Origin of the sequence: Pseudomonas sp. SCPG-7 (assembly GCF_002156405.1) — a bacterium.
GTDB classification, from domain to species: Bacteria; Pseudomonadota; Gammaproteobacteria; order Pseudomonadales; family Pseudomonadaceae; genus Aquipseudomonas; species Aquipseudomonas parakoreensis.
The window spans coordinates 20,558-35,458 of sequence record NZ_MVOO01000003.1 but is presented as its reverse complement, the minus strand read 5'-3'; the positions used below and the strand labels follow the sequence as shown (position 1 = coordinate 35,458).

General features: G+C 59.4%; 16 protein-coding genes. 5 read left to right on the top strand and 11 right to left on the bottom strand.

Going from position 1 to position 14,901, the window contains the following annotated elements; all coding sequences use genetic code 11:
• Positions 1–8: 8 nt before the first annotated feature.
• The 5 genes from aqpZ to B1722_RS06955 all read right to left on the bottom strand — a co-directional run bounded on the left by aqpZ (position 9) and on the right by B1722_RS06955 (position 5,278).
• Positions 9–704 carry an aquaporin Z gene (gene aqpZ, locus B1722_RS06975; RefSeq protein ID WP_041070268.1) on the bottom strand — a complete coding sequence of 232 codons (696 nt, stop codon included), beginning with the start codon at positions 702–704 and terminating at the stop codon, positions 9–11.
• Positions 705–1,054: 350 nt separating this feature from the next.
• A complete protein-coding gene (locus B1722_RS06970) occupies positions 1,055–2,887 on the bottom strand; it encodes an ABC transporter ATP-binding protein (RefSeq protein WP_086791974.1) in 1,833 nt (610 codons plus the stop codon).
• Between the two features lie 88 nt (positions 2,888–2,975).
• A complete protein-coding gene (locus B1722_RS06965) occupies positions 2,976–3,533 on the bottom strand; it encodes a peptidylprolyl isomerase (protein ID WP_086791972.1) in 558 nt (185 codons plus the stop codon).
• A 3-nt stretch (positions 3,534–3,536) separates the two neighbouring features.
• Entirely contained in the window at positions 3,537–4,340 is an 804-nt protein-coding gene (locus tag B1722_RS06960; protein ID WP_086791970.1) for an alpha/beta fold hydrolase, read from the bottom strand.
• A 14-nt stretch (positions 4,341–4,354) separates the two neighbouring features.
• Entirely contained in the window at positions 4,355–5,278 is a 924-nt protein-coding gene (locus B1722_RS06955) for a LysR family transcriptional regulator (RefSeq protein WP_041070257.1), read from the bottom strand.
• Positions 5,279–5,327: 49 nt separating this feature from the next.
• Between B1722_RS06955 and B1722_RS06950 the strand changes: the two genes are divergently transcribed.
• From B1722_RS06950 to B1722_RS06940, 3 genes are all read left to right on the top strand, one after another.
• Positions 5,328–5,642, top strand: coding sequence for a 3-phosphoglycerate kinase (locus tag B1722_RS06950; RefSeq protein WP_086791968.1), 315 nt, complete (start codon positions 5,328–5,330; stop codon positions 5,640–5,642).
• Positions 5,643–5,873: 231 nt separating this feature from the next.
• Positions 5,874–6,473 carry an FMN-dependent NADH-azoreductase gene (locus B1722_RS06945; protein ID WP_041070251.1) on the top strand — a complete coding sequence of 200 codons (600 nt, stop codon included), beginning with the start codon at positions 5,874–5,876 and terminating at the stop codon, positions 6,471–6,473.
• 343 nt (positions 6,474–6,816) lie between these two features.
• Positions 6,817–7,674 (top strand): carboxylate/amino acid/amine transporter, encoded by an 858-nt coding sequence (locus B1722_RS06940; RefSeq protein ID WP_086791966.1) that lies wholly within the window; start codon positions 6,817–6,819, stop codon positions 7,672–7,674.
• An 89-nt stretch (positions 7,675–7,763) separates the two neighbouring features.
• Here B1722_RS06940 and B1722_RS06935 read toward each other — a convergent pair whose 3' ends face one another.
• The gene (locus tag B1722_RS06935; RefSeq protein WP_086791964.1) at positions 7,764–9,062 is read right to left on the bottom strand and encodes a mechanosensitive ion channel family protein; all 1,299 of its coding nucleotides are present in this window, start codon (positions 9,060–9,062) and stop codon (positions 7,764–7,766) included.
• A 191-nt stretch (positions 9,063–9,253) separates the two neighbouring features.
• Here B1722_RS06935 and B1722_RS06930 point away from each other — a divergent pair, with 191 nt between their 5' ends.
• Positions 9,254–10,594, top strand: a complete 1,341-nt coding sequence (locus B1722_RS06930; RefSeq protein WP_086791962.1) for a DEAD/DEAH box helicase — start codon at positions 9,254–9,256, stop codon at positions 10,592–10,594.
• Between the two features lie 62 nt (positions 10,595–10,656).
• On the opposite strand, the gene B1722_RS06925 is transcribed toward B1722_RS06930, so the two are convergent.
• The 3 genes from B1722_RS06925 to B1722_RS06915 form a co-directional block, all read right to left on the bottom strand.
• On the bottom strand, positions 10,657–11,256 hold the full coding sequence (locus B1722_RS06925) for a hypothetical protein (RefSeq protein ID WP_086791960.1): 600 nt from the start codon (positions 11,254–11,256) through the stop codon (positions 10,657–10,659).
• Between the two features lie 12 nt (positions 11,257–11,268).
• Positions 11,269–11,853, bottom strand: a complete 585-nt coding sequence (locus B1722_RS06920; RefSeq protein ID WP_086791958.1) for a papain-like cysteine protease family protein — start codon at positions 11,851–11,853, stop codon at positions 11,269–11,271.
• Between the two features lie 261 nt (positions 11,854–12,114).
• A complete protein-coding gene (locus tag B1722_RS06915) occupies positions 12,115–12,390 on the bottom strand; it encodes a hypothetical protein (protein WP_086791956.1) in 276 nt (91 codons plus the stop codon).
• A gap of 187 nt (positions 12,391–12,577) precedes the next feature.
• Here B1722_RS06915 and B1722_RS06910 point away from each other — a divergent pair, with 187 nt between their 5' ends.
• Positions 12,578–12,970 (top strand): transcriptional regulator, encoded by a 393-nt coding sequence (locus B1722_RS06910; RefSeq protein ID WP_086791954.1) that lies wholly within the window; start codon positions 12,578–12,580, stop codon positions 12,968–12,970.
• 78 nt (positions 12,971–13,048) lie between these two features.
• Here B1722_RS06910 and B1722_RS06905 read toward each other — a convergent pair whose 3' ends face one another.
• Both B1722_RS06905 and B1722_RS06900 read right to left on the bottom strand, forming a co-directional pair.
• Entirely contained in the window at positions 13,049–13,918 is an 870-nt protein-coding gene (locus tag B1722_RS06905; RefSeq protein ID WP_086791952.1) for a DUF6279 family lipoprotein, read from the bottom strand.
• A 71-nt stretch (positions 13,919–13,989) separates the two neighbouring features.
• Positions 13,990–14,709 carry a TorF family putative porin gene (locus B1722_RS06900; RefSeq protein ID WP_041070236.1) on the bottom strand — a complete coding sequence of 240 codons (720 nt, stop codon included), beginning with the start codon at positions 14,707–14,709 and terminating at the stop codon, positions 13,990–13,992.
• Positions 14,710–14,901 lie beyond the last annotated feature (192 nt).

Below are 14,901 nucleotides of genomic sequence, written 5' to 3'. Positions count from 1 at the left end.
TAGTGGTTTCAGGATTCCTCTTTACCCAGCCAGCGATAGATTCCGCCGCCAACCACCGCGCCCAGCAGCGGCGCGACCCAGAACATCCACAACTGCGCGATCGCCCAGCCGCCGACCATCAGCGCCGGCCCGGTGCTGCGCGCCGGGTTGACCGAGGTGTTGGTGACCGGGATCGAGATCAGGTGAATCAACGTCAGACCCAGGCCGATGGCGATCGGTGCAAGGCCCGCCGGAGCGCGTTTGTCGGTGGCACCAAGGATGATGATCACGAACATGGCGGTCATCACCAGTTCGGTGACAAAGCCTGCGGCCATCGAGTATTTGCCCGGCGAGTGCTCGCCATACCCATTGGAGGCCAGACCTGCGGCAATATCGAAACCCTCCTTGCCGCTGGCAATGTGCGCAATCAGCGCCGCGGCGAGAATCGCGCCGAGCACCTGCGCGATGATATAGGCGGGCAACTCTTTGGCCGGAAACCGGCCGCCAACGAACAGACCGACCGAGACGGCCGGGTTGAGATGACATCCGCTGATGTGGCCAATGGCGAACGCCATGGTCAGCACCGTCAGACCAAACGCCAGGGCCACCCCCAGCACTCCAATGCCCAAAGGCGAAGACGCAGCGAGCACTGCACTGCCGCATCCACCCAGAACCAGCCAGAACGTACCCAACAACTCAGTGACTGAACGTTTGAACAGAGACATGAGAGAGTCCTTGATAGGCGTGCTATCGAGACTGTATCGAGTTGTGCTTCCTTGCAGATTTACGACAGGCTCCCTGCTGGAGCCTTGGCTGAGTACAGCAGGCTTTGGATGGATTGCCAGCAGCCATGAAAAAACCGCCAGAGCCCGTGGTTGGCGGGCTGGGGCGGTTTTTTGGCGGACAAACATTGTGTGGCGAGGGAGCTTGCTCCCGCTGGACAGCGAAGCTGTCCCAAAACTATCTGCACCGGTAGTGTCAGACTCGCACAGTTGGCGGGCTTTGCGCCTGCTGCGCAGTCGAGCGGGAGCAAGCTCCCTCGCCACAAAAGTTCACAAAGTCAGATTTTTTGTGATCAATCGATGCCGACAAATCCTCCGGTCTGGTGCGCCCACAACCGCGCATACAACCCGCGATGCGCCAGCAGTTCGGCGTGGGTGCCGCTCTCGGCGATCTTGCCGTTTTCCAGCACCACCAGCCGATCCATGCGGGCGATGGTCGAGAGGCGGTGAGCGATGGCGATCACGGTTTTGCCTTGCATCAGGGTTTCCAGGCTTTCCTGAATCGCCGCTTCGACCTCCGAGTCGAGTGCCGAGGTCGCTTCGTCCATGATCAGGATCGGCGCGTCCTTGAGCAGCACGCGAGCAATCGCGATGCGCTGACGCTGGCCGCCGGACAGCTTCACCCCGCGCTCGCCGACGTGCGCATCGAAACCGGTGCGGCCCTCGGCGTCCGACAGCAACGGAATGAACTCGTCGGCGCGAGCCTTGTGCACCGCATCCCAGAGTTCGGCGTCGGTGGCGTCAGGCTTGCCGTACAGCAAGTTGTCGCGGATCGAGCGGTGCAGCAGGGAGGTGTCCTGCGTGATCATGCCGATCCGTGCGCGCAGGCTTTCCTGGCCGACTTCGGCGATGTTCTGCCCATCGATCAGGATCCGTCCGCCCTCGACGTCGTACAGGCGCAGCAGCAGGTTGACCAATGTCGATTTGCCGGCGCCGGACGGCCCGATCAAGCCGATTTTCTCGCCCGGTTTGATGGTCAGGTTGAGGTCGCCGATGATGCCTTTCTTCTTGCCGTAGTGAAAATCCACATGCTCGAAACGCACTTCGCCATGGGCCACCGCCAGTGGTTTGGCCTGTTCGCGATCAGTGACGCTGACCGGTTGTGAGATGGTCTGCAGACCGTCCTGGACCATGCCGATGTTTTCGAAGATGCCAGTGACCACCCACATGATCCAGCCGGACATGTTGACGATGCGAATCACCAGACCCGTAGCCAGCGCGATAGCGCCGACCGTGATCAACGACTGCGTCCACAGCCACAGCGCCAGCGCGGTGGTGCCGACGATCAGCAGGCCGTTCATGGCGGTGATTGCCACGTCCATGCTGGTCACCACGCGGCCGGCCATCTGCGCCTTGACCGTCTGTTCCTCAATGGCTTCCCTGGCGTAATGCTGTTCAAAGTTGGTGTGGGCAAACAGCTTCAGTGTGGCGATGTTGGTGTAGCCGTCGACGATCCGCCCCATCAGTTTCGAGCGCGCATCGGAGGCCTCCACCGAGCGATCCTTGACCCGTGGCACGAAGTAATACAGGGCGCCGATGTAGGCGGCGATCCACGTCAGCAGCGGGATCATCAGGCGCCAGTCGGCTTCGGCGAACAGCACCAGCGAACTGATCGCGTAGATCACCACATGCCACAACGCGTCGACCGCTTGCACGGCGGAGTCACGCAGCGAGTTGCCGGTCTGCATGATGCGTTGGGCGATGCGCCCGGCGAAGTCATTCTGGAAGAAATTCAGGCTCTGTTTGAGCACATAGCTGTGATTCTGCCAGCGGATCATGCTGGTCATCCCCGGGCTCAGGGTCTGGTGCACCAGCAGGTCGTGCAGGCCGAAAAAGATCGGCCGCAGTACCAGCGCAACCACCACCATCCACGTCAGTTCGAGGGCGTGGTCGCTGAAGAAATTCGGGTTGGGTGTGCCCTGGGCCAGGTCGATGATGCGGCTCAGGTAACTGAACAGCGCCACTTCGATCAACGCAGCAAACAGACCGACCACCAACAGCGCGGCAAAGCTCGGCCAGACTTGTTTCAGGTAATAGGTATAGAAGGGCAGCACGCGATTGGGCGGAGCCGCCGTCGGAGCGTCGCGGAATATGTCGATCAGTTGTTCGAAACGGCGATAGAGCATCAGATAACCGCCCGGAGGCCGGGCTCTCCTTTTATCGGTGTGAGCGGCGTGGCATCAGGCCCGCGCCGCTCGATACGCCCTGTACAGCTTAGTCGATGACTTTGGCCGACTTGATGATCACAGGGTCGGAAGGCACGTTCTGCATGCCCTGTTTGGTGGTGGTTGGCGAGTTGACGATGATGTCGACCACGTCCATGCCTTTGACCACTTTGCCGAATACGGCGTAGCCATCACCCTGGTCGAGGAAGTCGTTGTCCTTGACGTTGATGAAGAACTGGCTGGTCGCCGAATCGGGTACGGAGGTGCGCGCCATGGACAAGGTGCCGCGAACGTTGGCCAGACCGTTTTTGTGTTCGTTCTTGATCGGCGCCTTGGTTTCTTTCTGCTGCAGCTGTGGCGTGAAACCGCCGCCCTGAGCCATGAAGCCCGGGATCACGCGGTGGAAAATGGTGTTGGTGTAAAAGCCGCTGTTGACGTAATCCAGAAAGTTTTTGGTACTGATCGGCGCCTTGACCGGGTCCAGTTCGATTTCGATCTGGCCGTTGGTGGTGTCCAGCAGCACGTGCGGCGCTTTGGCCGGGGTGGCAGCCATCAGGTTGGCAGCGAACAGCACGGTGCCGGCGGCGAGGGCGAGTTTTTTCAGCATGGGTCAGTGATCCTGAGATTGAATGTCGGCTGCGGCGAGAAACTCCAGCAGCGTTTGATTGAAGCGGTCGGGTTGATCGAGCGGGGTGGCGTGGCGCGAATCGGCGATGACCACCAGCCGCGCATCGGGCAGCAGTTTTACATAGGTTTCTTTCAGCGCCACCGGTGTGTAGTCACGGTCGGCAGTGACGATGAGGGTTGGACAGGTCACCCGGGAAAGTCGTTCCTGAACGCCCCAGCCAACAATCGCATCGAAGCTGGCGAGATAAGCACGTTTGTCGTTTTTTGCCCAGCGTTCGGACATTTTCTGCCGCAAATCAGCCTGTTCCGGTTTCGGAAAAAGTTTGCCGCCCAGCGCCTTGCCGATGGTTCCCAGGCTTAGCACACGCATCAGGCTCCAGCGTTTGAACCACTGCCAGTAATCGTCGCGGCTGCGGAGTTTGACTTCGGGGGCGCTGTTGACGATGGTCAGGCTTTTGAGCCTTTGCGGCTGATCGACGCCGAACTGAAAGCCGATCATCCCGCCCATCGACAGGCCGACGTAATGCACCGGACCGAGGTGCAAGTGGTCGAGCAACGCCAGCAGGTCAGCGCTGAAACCGGCGATGCTGTAGCGCTCGCGGGGTTTGTCCGAGCGACCGTGACCGCGTATGTCCGGGACGATCACCCGGTAATGCGCCGACAGTGCCGGAATCTGCATTTCCCAGTCCAGGGTGCTTGAGCCGAGCCCGTGAACCAGCAGCAACGGCGTACCGTGGCCATATTCCTCGTAGTGCAGGTTGCAACCTTCGTGCTCGAAATACGCCATCGGTGAACTCCGTGTCAGGCTTGTTCGGGGGCGGCGAACGGTGCGTCCAGCGGCAAGGTGTCGAAGGTACGCAGCAGTTCGATGAGGATTTGTGTCGCCGGGCCCAGCGGTTTGTCCTTGTTCGAGTACAGATAGAAACTCGGGTTGCGGCTGCCGCCCTGAACCAACGGTAGCAGCTTGAGCGTGCCTTCCTTCAATTCACGTTCGATCATGTGTCGGGGCAACCAGGCGAAACCCAGGCCGCTGCTGACGAACGTTGCGGCAGTGGCAAGGCTGCCGACCGTCCAGCGCTGTTCGGCACCCAGCCAGCCGACGTCGCGTGGCTGCTGGCGCCCGGAGTCGCGAATCACCACCTGCATCTGGGTTTCCAGATCCTGGAAGCTCAGTTCGCGATTGAGCCTATGCAAGGCGTGGTCCGGGTGGGCGACGGCAACAAACTCGACATCGCTCAATTCCGCACCAAGATAGCCGGGAATGCTCAGACCGGTGATCGCCAGATCGGCCACGCCTTCCAGCAGCACTTCTTCGACCCCCGACAACACCTCCTCGCGCAGCCGCACGCGGCAGCCACGACTTTGCGGCATGAACGCGGTCAGCGCCCGGACGATACGTGCGCTCGGGTAGGCCGCATCGACCACCAGCCGCACCTCGGCCTCCCAACCTTGCTCCATGTGGTGGGCGAGGTCTTCCAGTTGGCTGGCCTGTTTCACCAGTTGCCGCGAGCGGCGCAACAGTACGCCACCGGCTTCGGTGAGCACCGCCTTACGCCCGTCAATGCGCAGCAAGGGCACGCCGAGCTGGTCCTGCATGCGGGCGACGGTGTAACTCACCGATGATTGCGAACGGTGCAGTGCCTCGGCGGCTTGGGCGAAGCCGCCGTGATCGACCACGGCCTGCAATGTTCGCCATTGATCAAGGGTCACGCGGGGCGCTTTCATCAATAGCTCCTCTTGTCCTAAGCTGGCCGTCCCTCATGGAGACTGGCGAATGAAAAAATTCTGTTGTGTGGTGCTCGCGTTGCTGCCGCTGACTGCGTTTGCTTACCCGATCGATGTGCAGAAGAACCTCAATGGCTTGAAGATCGACTACGAAACCTATGACACCGACAAGGACATCGGCTCCATAAAAGTGGTCAACTTCGGTGATGTCGATGCCGTCTGCAAAGCCGTTTTCAACAATGGCCCGGAAGCGCCACGTACGCGCAACATCGAAGTCCCGGCCCGCAAGCATACGAACGCCACGGCCAAGTTCTCTCGCGAGATCATCAGGCTGCGCATTGAACTGAGTTGCAGCCCGAAATAACGGCGTCAATCCCTTGTGGGAGCGAGCTTGCTCGCGAAGTGGCCGTTTCAGTCGACATCATTGTTGAATGACACACCGCTTTCGCGAGCAAGCTCGCTCCCACAGGGGGCAAGTGCATCTAAACGAATTATTCGATGCTTTGCAGCAATTATTTGCGCTTTTTCATCGATACAACCCTGTTTAACCTTCACTCCATCGACCTACAACATTCTCGGATGGAGACTACACACCATGTCCCGCGTTCTGATCATCGAAAGCAGCGCCCGCCAGCAAGACTCGGTTTCCCGTCAACTGACCCAGACCTTCATCGGTCAGTGGAAAGCGGCGCACCCCAACGATCAGATCACCGTGCGTGACCTCGCCGTGAACCCGGTACCCCACCTGGACGCCAACCTGCTGGGTGGCTGGATGAAGTCTGCCGAACAGCGCAACGCCGACGAACAATCGTCGCTGGACCGCTCCAACGAATTGACCGAAGAGTTGCTGGCCGCCGACGTATTGGTGATGGCAGCGCCGATGTACAACTTCGCGATCCCGAGCACTCTGAAAGCCTGGCTCGACCACGTGCTGCGCGCCGGTGTGACCTTCAAGTACACCGAAACCGGCCCGCAAGGCCTGCTCAGCGGCAAACGTGCCTACGTGCTCACCGCTCGCGGCGGGATCTACGCCGGCGGCCCGGCCGACCATCAGGAACCGTACCTGCGCCAGGTCATGGGCTTCATCGGCATCCACGACGTGACCTTCATTCACGCCGAAGGCATGAACCTGGGCGGCGACTTCCAGGAGAAGGGCTTGAATCAGGCCAACGCCAAACTGTCCCAAGTCGCTTGATAGGTTAATCGCCAGATAATCGCCGCTTGTTTAAGTGACCTGGCGCAACCCCTTCAAGGCTCTACGCGCATCGAACCTCCCTTTGCACTTGTTGCTCCTGAGTGCTGTAGCCCGATTGAACGCTTTAGCGAAATCGGGCTTTTTTTTGCCTGAGATTATCTGAGCAACGTGTAACCCCTGTGGGAGCGGGCTTGCTCGCGAAGGCGGTGTGTCAGTCAAATATTCGTCGACTGACACGATGCCTTCGCGAGCAAGCTCGCTCCCACAGGGTTCAGTGTTGCCTGAGGTTCGCGGTCTGGCGTAAAAACCGCTATCGTCGCCGCCATTCGAAACAGAGGCGACCATGGGCTATCTACTTTTTGTCACGCTGATCCAGGCGTTTTCCTTCAGTCTGATCGGCGAATACCTCGCCGGGCACGTCGACAGCTACTTCGCGGTACTGGTGCGTGTGGTGCTGGCCGGGCTGGTGTTCATCCCGCTGACCCGCTGGCGTTCGGTGGAACCTTCGTTCATGCGCGGCATGCTGCTGATCGGCGCGTTGCAGTTCGGCATCACCTACGTCTGCCTGTACCTGAGCTTTCGCGTATTGACGGTGCCGGAGGTGCTGCTGTTCACCATCCTCACACCGTTGCATGTGACGTTGATCGAAGATGCGTTGAACCGACGCTTCAATCCATGGGCGCTGGTCGCTGCATTGGTAGCGGTGGGCGGTGCGGCAGTGATTCGTTTTGATCGGATCAACCCGGATTTCTTCATGGGTTTCCTGTTGCTGCAACTGGCGAACTTCACCTACGCCGCCGGCCAGGTGCTGTACAAGCATCTGGTGGCGAAACACCCGAGCGACCTGCCGCATTACCGGCGTTTCGGCTTCTTCTACCTCGGCGCACTGGCGGTGGTGTTGCCGGCGTTTCTGCTGTTCGGCAAAGCCAACTTCCTGCCCGAAGCACCGCTGCAGTGGGGTGTGTTGCTGTTTCTCGGCCTGGTCTCCACCGCGCTGGGCATGTACTGGTGGAACAAGGGCGCGTGCATGGTCAACGGTGGCACGCTGGCGGTGATGAACAACCTGCATGTGCCGGTGGGGCTGCTGCTGAATCTGCTGATCTGGAATCAGCATGAGGAACTGGGAAGGCTGTTGCTTGGCGGGAGTGTCATCCTGGCGGCCGTATGGATCAGCCGGTTGGGTATCCGCCGCACCGCATGACCCGGTGTAGGAGCTGCCGAAGGCTGCGATCTTTTAATCTTTAAAATCAAAAGATCGCAGCCTTCGGCAGCTCCTACATGAATTGTGGGTTACATGAGGTGTTTTTGCGGTTCCGCAATGTGCGCCGAACCCAGCACCGCCGGCAACAACCCCGAACGCAAATCTCCGCCACTCGGCTGCTGATACAGGCTCAAGCCAAACTCCGGCAGCACCGCCAGCAGATAATCGAAAATATCCCCCTGAATCCGCTCGTAATCGGCCCACACCGTGGTTGTCGTGAAGCAGTAGATTTCCAGCGGAATGCCCTGCGCCGTGGTCTGCATCTGGCGCACCATGCAGGTCATGTTCGGCTGGATCTCGGGATGGCTTTTCAGGTAGGCCAGTGCATAAGCGCGGAAGGTGCCGATGTTGGTCATGCGCCGACGGTTGGCCGCCATTGCCGCTACATTACCCTGCGCCTCGTTCCACGCTTTGAGTTCGGCTTTCTTGCGGCCCATGTAGGCGGTCAGCAGGTGCACCTGGGAGAGCTTTTCTTCTTCATCGTCGCGGATGAAGCGCACGCCGCTGGCGTCGATGAACAGGCTGCGCTTGATCCGTCGTCCACCGGACTGCTGCATGCCGCGCCAGTTGCGGAACGATTCGGACATCAGGCGCCAGGTCGGGATCGAGACGATGGTCTTGTCGAAGTTCTGCACCTTGACCGTGTGCAAGGTGATGTCGACCACGTCGCCATCGGCGCCGACTTGCGGCATTTCGATCCAGTCGCCGACCCGCAGCATGTCGTTGCTGGTCAGCTGTACGCTGGCGACGAACGACAGCAGGGTGTCCTTGTAGACCAACAGAATCACCGCCGACATCGCACCCAGACCGGACAGCAGCAACAACGGCGAACGGTCGATCAGGGTGGCGACGATGATGATCGCACCAAACACGTACAAGACCATTTTCGCCAGTTGCACATAGCCCTTGATCGAGCGGGTGCGCGCGTGTTCGGTGCGCGCATAGATGTCCAGCAACGCATTGAGCAGGGCGCTGACCGACAGCAGCAGGAACAGGATGGTGAAGGACAGCGCCACGTTGCCGAGGAAGGTCATCGCGGTTTTGCTCAGTTCCGGCACAAGGTGCAGACCGAACTGGATTACCAGCGATGGCGTCATCTGCGCCAGACGCTGAAACACCTTGTTGTGGCGAAAGTCGTTGATCCAGTGCAGCGCCGGCTGGCGCCCGAGCATGCGGCTGGCGTGCAGGATCAGATAGCGCGCCACTCGTCCGAGGACCAGCGCGATCACCAGTAGCAGCATCAGCGCCAGGCCGGATTGCAGGAACGGGTGCTTTTCGAGGGCACCCCAGAGGTCTTGGGCGTTGAGCCAGAGCTGTTTGAAATCCATGTGAGCAACGATTCTTCTGTAAGACGCGATGGGCGATTAGAGCATTTAAGACGCTGTGTATTACCGTTGGAGACAAATCGAGCAACAAAAAAGCCACTGATTACGCCCGTTTGTATAAAGAAACTCGGCCTGAGCGCTCGAAACCGGTAACCTATGCAGCTGTTTTTTTGCATATCTTCGAGGTAGCACCCGTGTTTTCCCAATTCGCCCTGCACGAACGCCTGCTCAAAGCCGTGGCCGAGCTGAAATTTGTCGAGCCAACGCCTGTGCAAGCAGCGGCCATTCCGCTGGCGCTCCAGGGGCGTGACCTGCGGGTGACGGCGCAAACCGGTAGCGGCAAGACCGCCGCTTTTGTCCTGCCGATCCTCAACCGCCTGATCGGCCCGGCGAAGATTCGCGTCAGCATCAAGACCCTGATCCTGCTGCCGACCCGCGAACTGGCCCAGCAGACCCTGAAAGAAGTTGAACGCTTCTCGCAGTTCACCTTCATCAAGTCCGGCCTGATCACCGGCGGTGAAGACTTCAAGGTGCAAGCGGCGATGCTGCGCAAGGTGCCGGACATCCTGATCGGTACGCCGGGCCGGATGATCGAGCAACTCAACGCCGGCAACCTCGACCTCAAAGAAGTCGATGTGCTGGTGCTCGACGAAGCCGACCGCATGCTCGACATGGGCTTCGCCGAAGACGTACAGCGTCTGGTCGACGAATGCCCTAACCGTCAGCAGACCATGCTGTTCTCCGCCACCACCGGCGGTTCCGGCCTGCGCGAGATGATCGCCAAGGTGCTGAACAACCCTGAGCACCTGCAGCTCAACGCGGTCAGCCAACTGAACTCGACCACCCGTCAGCAGATCATCACAGCCGATCACAACCAGCACAAAGAACAGATCGTCAACTGGCTGCTGGCCAACGAGACCTACCAGAAGGCCATCGTCTTCACCAACACCCGGGCCATGGCCGACCGCATCTACGGCCGCCTCGTGGCTCAGGAATACAAAGCGTTCGTGCTGCACGGCGAGAAAGACCAGAAGGATCGCAAACTGGCGATCGACCGTCTGAAGCAGGGCGGCGTGAAGATTCTGGTCGCTACCGACGTCGCGGCCCGTGGTCTGGACGTTGATGGCCTGGATCTGGTGATCAACTTCGACATGCCACGCAGCGGCGACGAATACGTGCACCGCATCGGTCGTACCGGCCGCGCAGGCAACGACGGTCTGGCGATCTCGCTGATCTGCCACGGTGACTGGAACCTGATGTCGAGCATCGAGCGCTACCTGAAGCAGAGCTTCGAGCGCCGCACCATCAAGGAAGTCAAAGGCACCTACGGTGGGCCGAAAAAGGTCAAGGCCTCGGGCAAAGCCGTCGGCGTGAAGAAGAAAAAGACCGACGCCAAGGGCGACAAGAAGAAAACCGCCGCCAAGACCCCGACCAAGCGCAAGAGCGCCAATCGGCCGAAGCCGGATTCGCTGGTGAGCAGCGACGGCATGGCCCCGCTCAAGCGCCGCAAGCCGGCCGAGCCTGCGGCTGAGTAAGGCGTTTTCGCAGGCAATAAAAAACCCGGACAGTGTCCGGGTTTTTTTATGCGCAGGGTTTGTCAGCTCCCCAACTGTCCGCTGGTGTCTGCGTCAAAGCGCTGTTTGGCGCGATCTGCCGCAGGTTTAAGCAAACCGAGCAGCGCGGCTTCGCTGTACAACCGCGAGTCGCCCAGCTCTTTCGGCGTTGGCTCGATCGGGATCAGTACATCTTCACCGTCCGCATGCAGCCAGATCGCCACGACGTGCAGTGCCGAGACAAACAGCACCCGCAGTTCAACGGTTTTGCCCTGCAATTGCGGCGCCTGTTCCGCCAGTTTCAGCGCGCCCACGGTGTCGGCGGCCCGGGTGCCGTGGTTCAGCGAAGCGAACTCGACATGGCCACGCACCTCGGCCAGTTGCGCATCGGCAATGCTCACGCCGTCGGCAAATACCAGGTAATGCCAGTCGCCGATGCGGGCGTCTTTCAAGCCCTTGCCCTGGCTCAGATCGTCGAGGGTCAGCGAGTAGCCGCGATAGGCTTCGCTGAGGCTGACTTTGGCTGGTGTCGCGTTGGCGAACTGGCGGTTGATGCCGAAGCCCTGGTTTTGCAGCGCGGCTTGCAGCACCGGACGCAACGTCTGTACGCCGTTGGAAGGCGCCTTTGGATAAGTCAGTTGCATGATGTCGCCCTCCTAGTTTTTCGCGGTAAAGTAAGTGTGAGTCCAGTTGCCGCCGCCGTTGTACGAACCGGGGAATGAGTTCAGCGCGCGGGTCGAGTAACCGTAGATCGAGTCGGCGATCAACACGTAGTTGCCATTGGTGCCGTAGATCGCCAGGAAGTGCGCACCGCCACCGTACCAGGCACAGCGCAGGCCGACCGGGCGGCCCATGTTGATCTGGTTCTGAATGGCCGACATCTGCAGCGAACCCTGATTCATGCCGTTGTAGCTGCGGGTGGTTTGCAGGGCTGAATCCAGATAGCCGTAGACGTTGCACGGGCCTGGCTGGCTGCAGCAATTGCGATCCAGTTGGGTGCTGGCGACGCCGCACTGGGTCCAGTTTCCAGTGCCGTAATAGTTGCCGACCGAAGCGGAAACCGCGGCCCAGCACCAGTTGGTCTGAGTCTGTTTCTGCATGCTGAAGTTGAGGCTGGCAGCGGCCAGTGCGGCGGTTTGTGCAGTGGCTTGAACCTCGACCAGTTGCGGGTCGAGCAGATGGCCGACAAGGCACCTTGGCAGGCTCTCGCCGGTGAATGATGTGGCTTGAGTGGTTAACATTTTTTCAGTCCTCCATGAATGAAAACAAGCGTCCAGCTTGTGGTGGTGTTGCGGTATTGCCGAGCGATCGGTGGGTAACGGTTTTCATCTGCGATGAACGGTGCCGATCTCCTTGCTCGATGTAACCTTAGTCTGGATATGCGTTTATGCAAGAAAATAAATGCACAAATGCATTTTTAAGATCAAAAGATCGCAGCCTTCGGCAGCTCCTACAGGGATCGATGTAGGAGCTGCCGAAGGCTGCGATCTTTGATCTTGCTTTTAGCCCTCGGCTTTTTTCTCAGCCGTCCCCAATTCCTTCAAGCGCTGATCAATCAACTGGCACTTGTCCGGCAAATCTGCACTGGCCGTGCCCAAGTCCATCTTCTGCAACTCGGCATTGATTTCCTTGGCCTTGGCCGGATTCTGTTCGGTGAGCTTGGCCACTTCCTTGGCCAGTTGTTCACGTTTGGCGGTGGCTTCTTCTGGGGTACAGGCCCAGACCGGCAGGGCGCAGGCGAGGGTGGCGGCGAGGGTGAGTTTGAGCAGGGGTTTCATGGGGCATGCCTCCGTTCCGGTTAAGGCGGGTTATTGGGTGGAGGCCTGGATGCGACGAAAAGTTCAGAGTTGTCGCAAACAGCATGTCGGTCGCTCGCTGCGGAAAATGCAGCTGAACGGCTGCGGTGTGTCCGGGTCACAACCTATGACAGTGCCCCAAATCACGCGCACCGGAGGTTGAATCAGGATGACGACTTATAACTGGGATTTGATTGAACGCTTGCTGCATGAAGTGCAGAACAGTGCAGGCGAAAGTTTCGCGCCGCGAAAATATGCCGAGGACTACGCAGCAGAGAAAGCCAGTGCGGGCGAGCCGATCGAGAATCTGGATCACCTGAAAACGGTGGCCTGCGAGTACGAGAAGTTACTGCTGGACCGTGGGTTCATCGAACCGCGTCCGGATCATGAGGGCAGCACCGGTAACAATTTCATACTGACCCCGCGGGGTTCCAGCTTGTTGAGCCTGATCGACAGCAGCATTCCCGGCAATGATCATCCGCGGCAAGTGCTGGATGAGCAGGACGATGCGCTGGATGAAGCGACATTCGATGAAGTGGCTTCAAAGGCGCAGATTGCCTGAATGTCAAAGATCGAAGGCTCCGGCAGCTCCTACACATAACCCTGTCGGAGCTGCCGAAGGCTGCGATCTTTTGATCTTCTATTCCTGCTTTACTGCCTTCAGACACTTCAAATCATTGAAGTCCTTACGCACACCCTCGATCTTCTTCAACAACCGCTGACGCTGCTGCGGCGTACTCTCGGCCATCAGATCCACCGCCAGCGAACGCGCCTGCGCTTCGGTGTTGGCGTAGGCTTTTTCGTAATCCGCTGTCCATAAACGCTCGCGGTTGACCAGAAGTGTCTCGATTCGTTGTGGGAATTCCGGACTCTTGCGCTGAGCAACGGCATTGCTGAACTGCTGCTGCCAGTGGGCGCGGTTGGCGATCCATTGGGTATTCTGATCGCCCAGGGCGGTCGACCAGGCCATTACCCGTTGTTCCTGAGTGACGCTCAACGGACCCAGCCAGTCGGTCAGGCGCTTGTCCATGCGTGCGCCGCGTTCGGCAATCTGTTGCGCCAGCGGCGGTTTAACGTATTCCTTTTCACGTTTGCGCAGATCCTTGGCGAACGCGTCGTTCATTTCCGCCACTTGTTTGTCGTCCAGCCCTTGCAATAACTCGATGGCCGACGGTGTGATCTGGCGTGCGGTTTCGGCGATGGCCTGTTTGGCCTCTGCGGTTCGCGCTTGCAGCGCAGCGTCGGTCACCTGATTGGTTTCAACCATGTTCTGCAAGCGATCCAGCCAGTCGAGGTAGCCCGGCAGCTGCGTGGTGCAGTGCCAGTTCAGGTGTTCCTTGAGCCGTTCATTGAACCAGTCCTTCTGCTCGCCGTTCATGTCCAGGTAGTCGCCGAGCGTCCACGGGATGATCACGTCGAGGTTGCGGTAGGCCAGGCCGACACGGCTGCAGGCGCCGAGGGCAAGGGTGAAGATCAGCAGGGTGGCGAGGTGTTTGAACCAGCGAGACATGGGCGAATCCTTGCGAGAGCCTGACGTCTGATTCTCATGTGAACGCAGGAAGCTCCCGGCAGTTCAGCCGATCAATAGAATGCGCGCTCTGCCTTGAGCGTCACCAGCCCGTCACACTGACTGTTGTGCCCCGAATACGCCGAGCAATCGCTGCCACTGAGGTTGGAATTGCTGTAGATCAGGTCGAGATCGACGCCCATGAACGGTCGGGAAAATTTCACCGACCAATCGGTAAAACTGCTGACATAACCACCGTCCACTGACACCGGCGTGTTCAATTGATGGGTGGTGTATTTCATGCTGATCCCGATGCCGAACGGCTGATTGCCGCCAAGGTCGGCGAACAGCGTGTTGTTCTGTTTGTCCGGGTCGTTGCTGACGGCTATGCCGAAACGGCTGCCGAGCAGGGTCAGGCCGCCGAACAGTTCCTGACTGTCGAGGGTCTCGACCTTGGGATAGCTGTAGTGGATCATCCCGACTTCGTAGCCGAGGGTCTGATCGAAAGGTTGTTTGAAGCCGACGTAGGAGTCGATTTCCAGGTTCTTGCCCGGGGTCAGGCCCATGCTCGGCGCGTATTGACCGACATACAGGCCGCTGTCGTGGCTCAGATCCAGGCCGCCGTGGAACGAGCCGACGGCTGCCGGCTTGACCAGACCTTGGGCCATGCTGCGGCTGGGCGTGGTGCCGAGTTTGAGGTCGAAGTCGCCGAGCTCGCGCTGGAAAATCTGCGCGTGCACCGATGACCAGGCCAGTAGGCCCACAAGCAATAAACAGGAATTTGATTTGAGCATGCGTCACTCCATGAACAGCGAGGGCAGGGCTGAGCCTGCTGAAACGCTTGATCCAGACGCGTGCAAGGATACCGGCGAATGCTCGGCAATGATGGCCGTTCGTCGATTTTCAAAAGATTGATTAAACAGAAGTGAGGGTGTTGCGCGGGTGCCTGTCCAGACGCTTCGAAGCTCAAAGCGTCTCAGGACGGG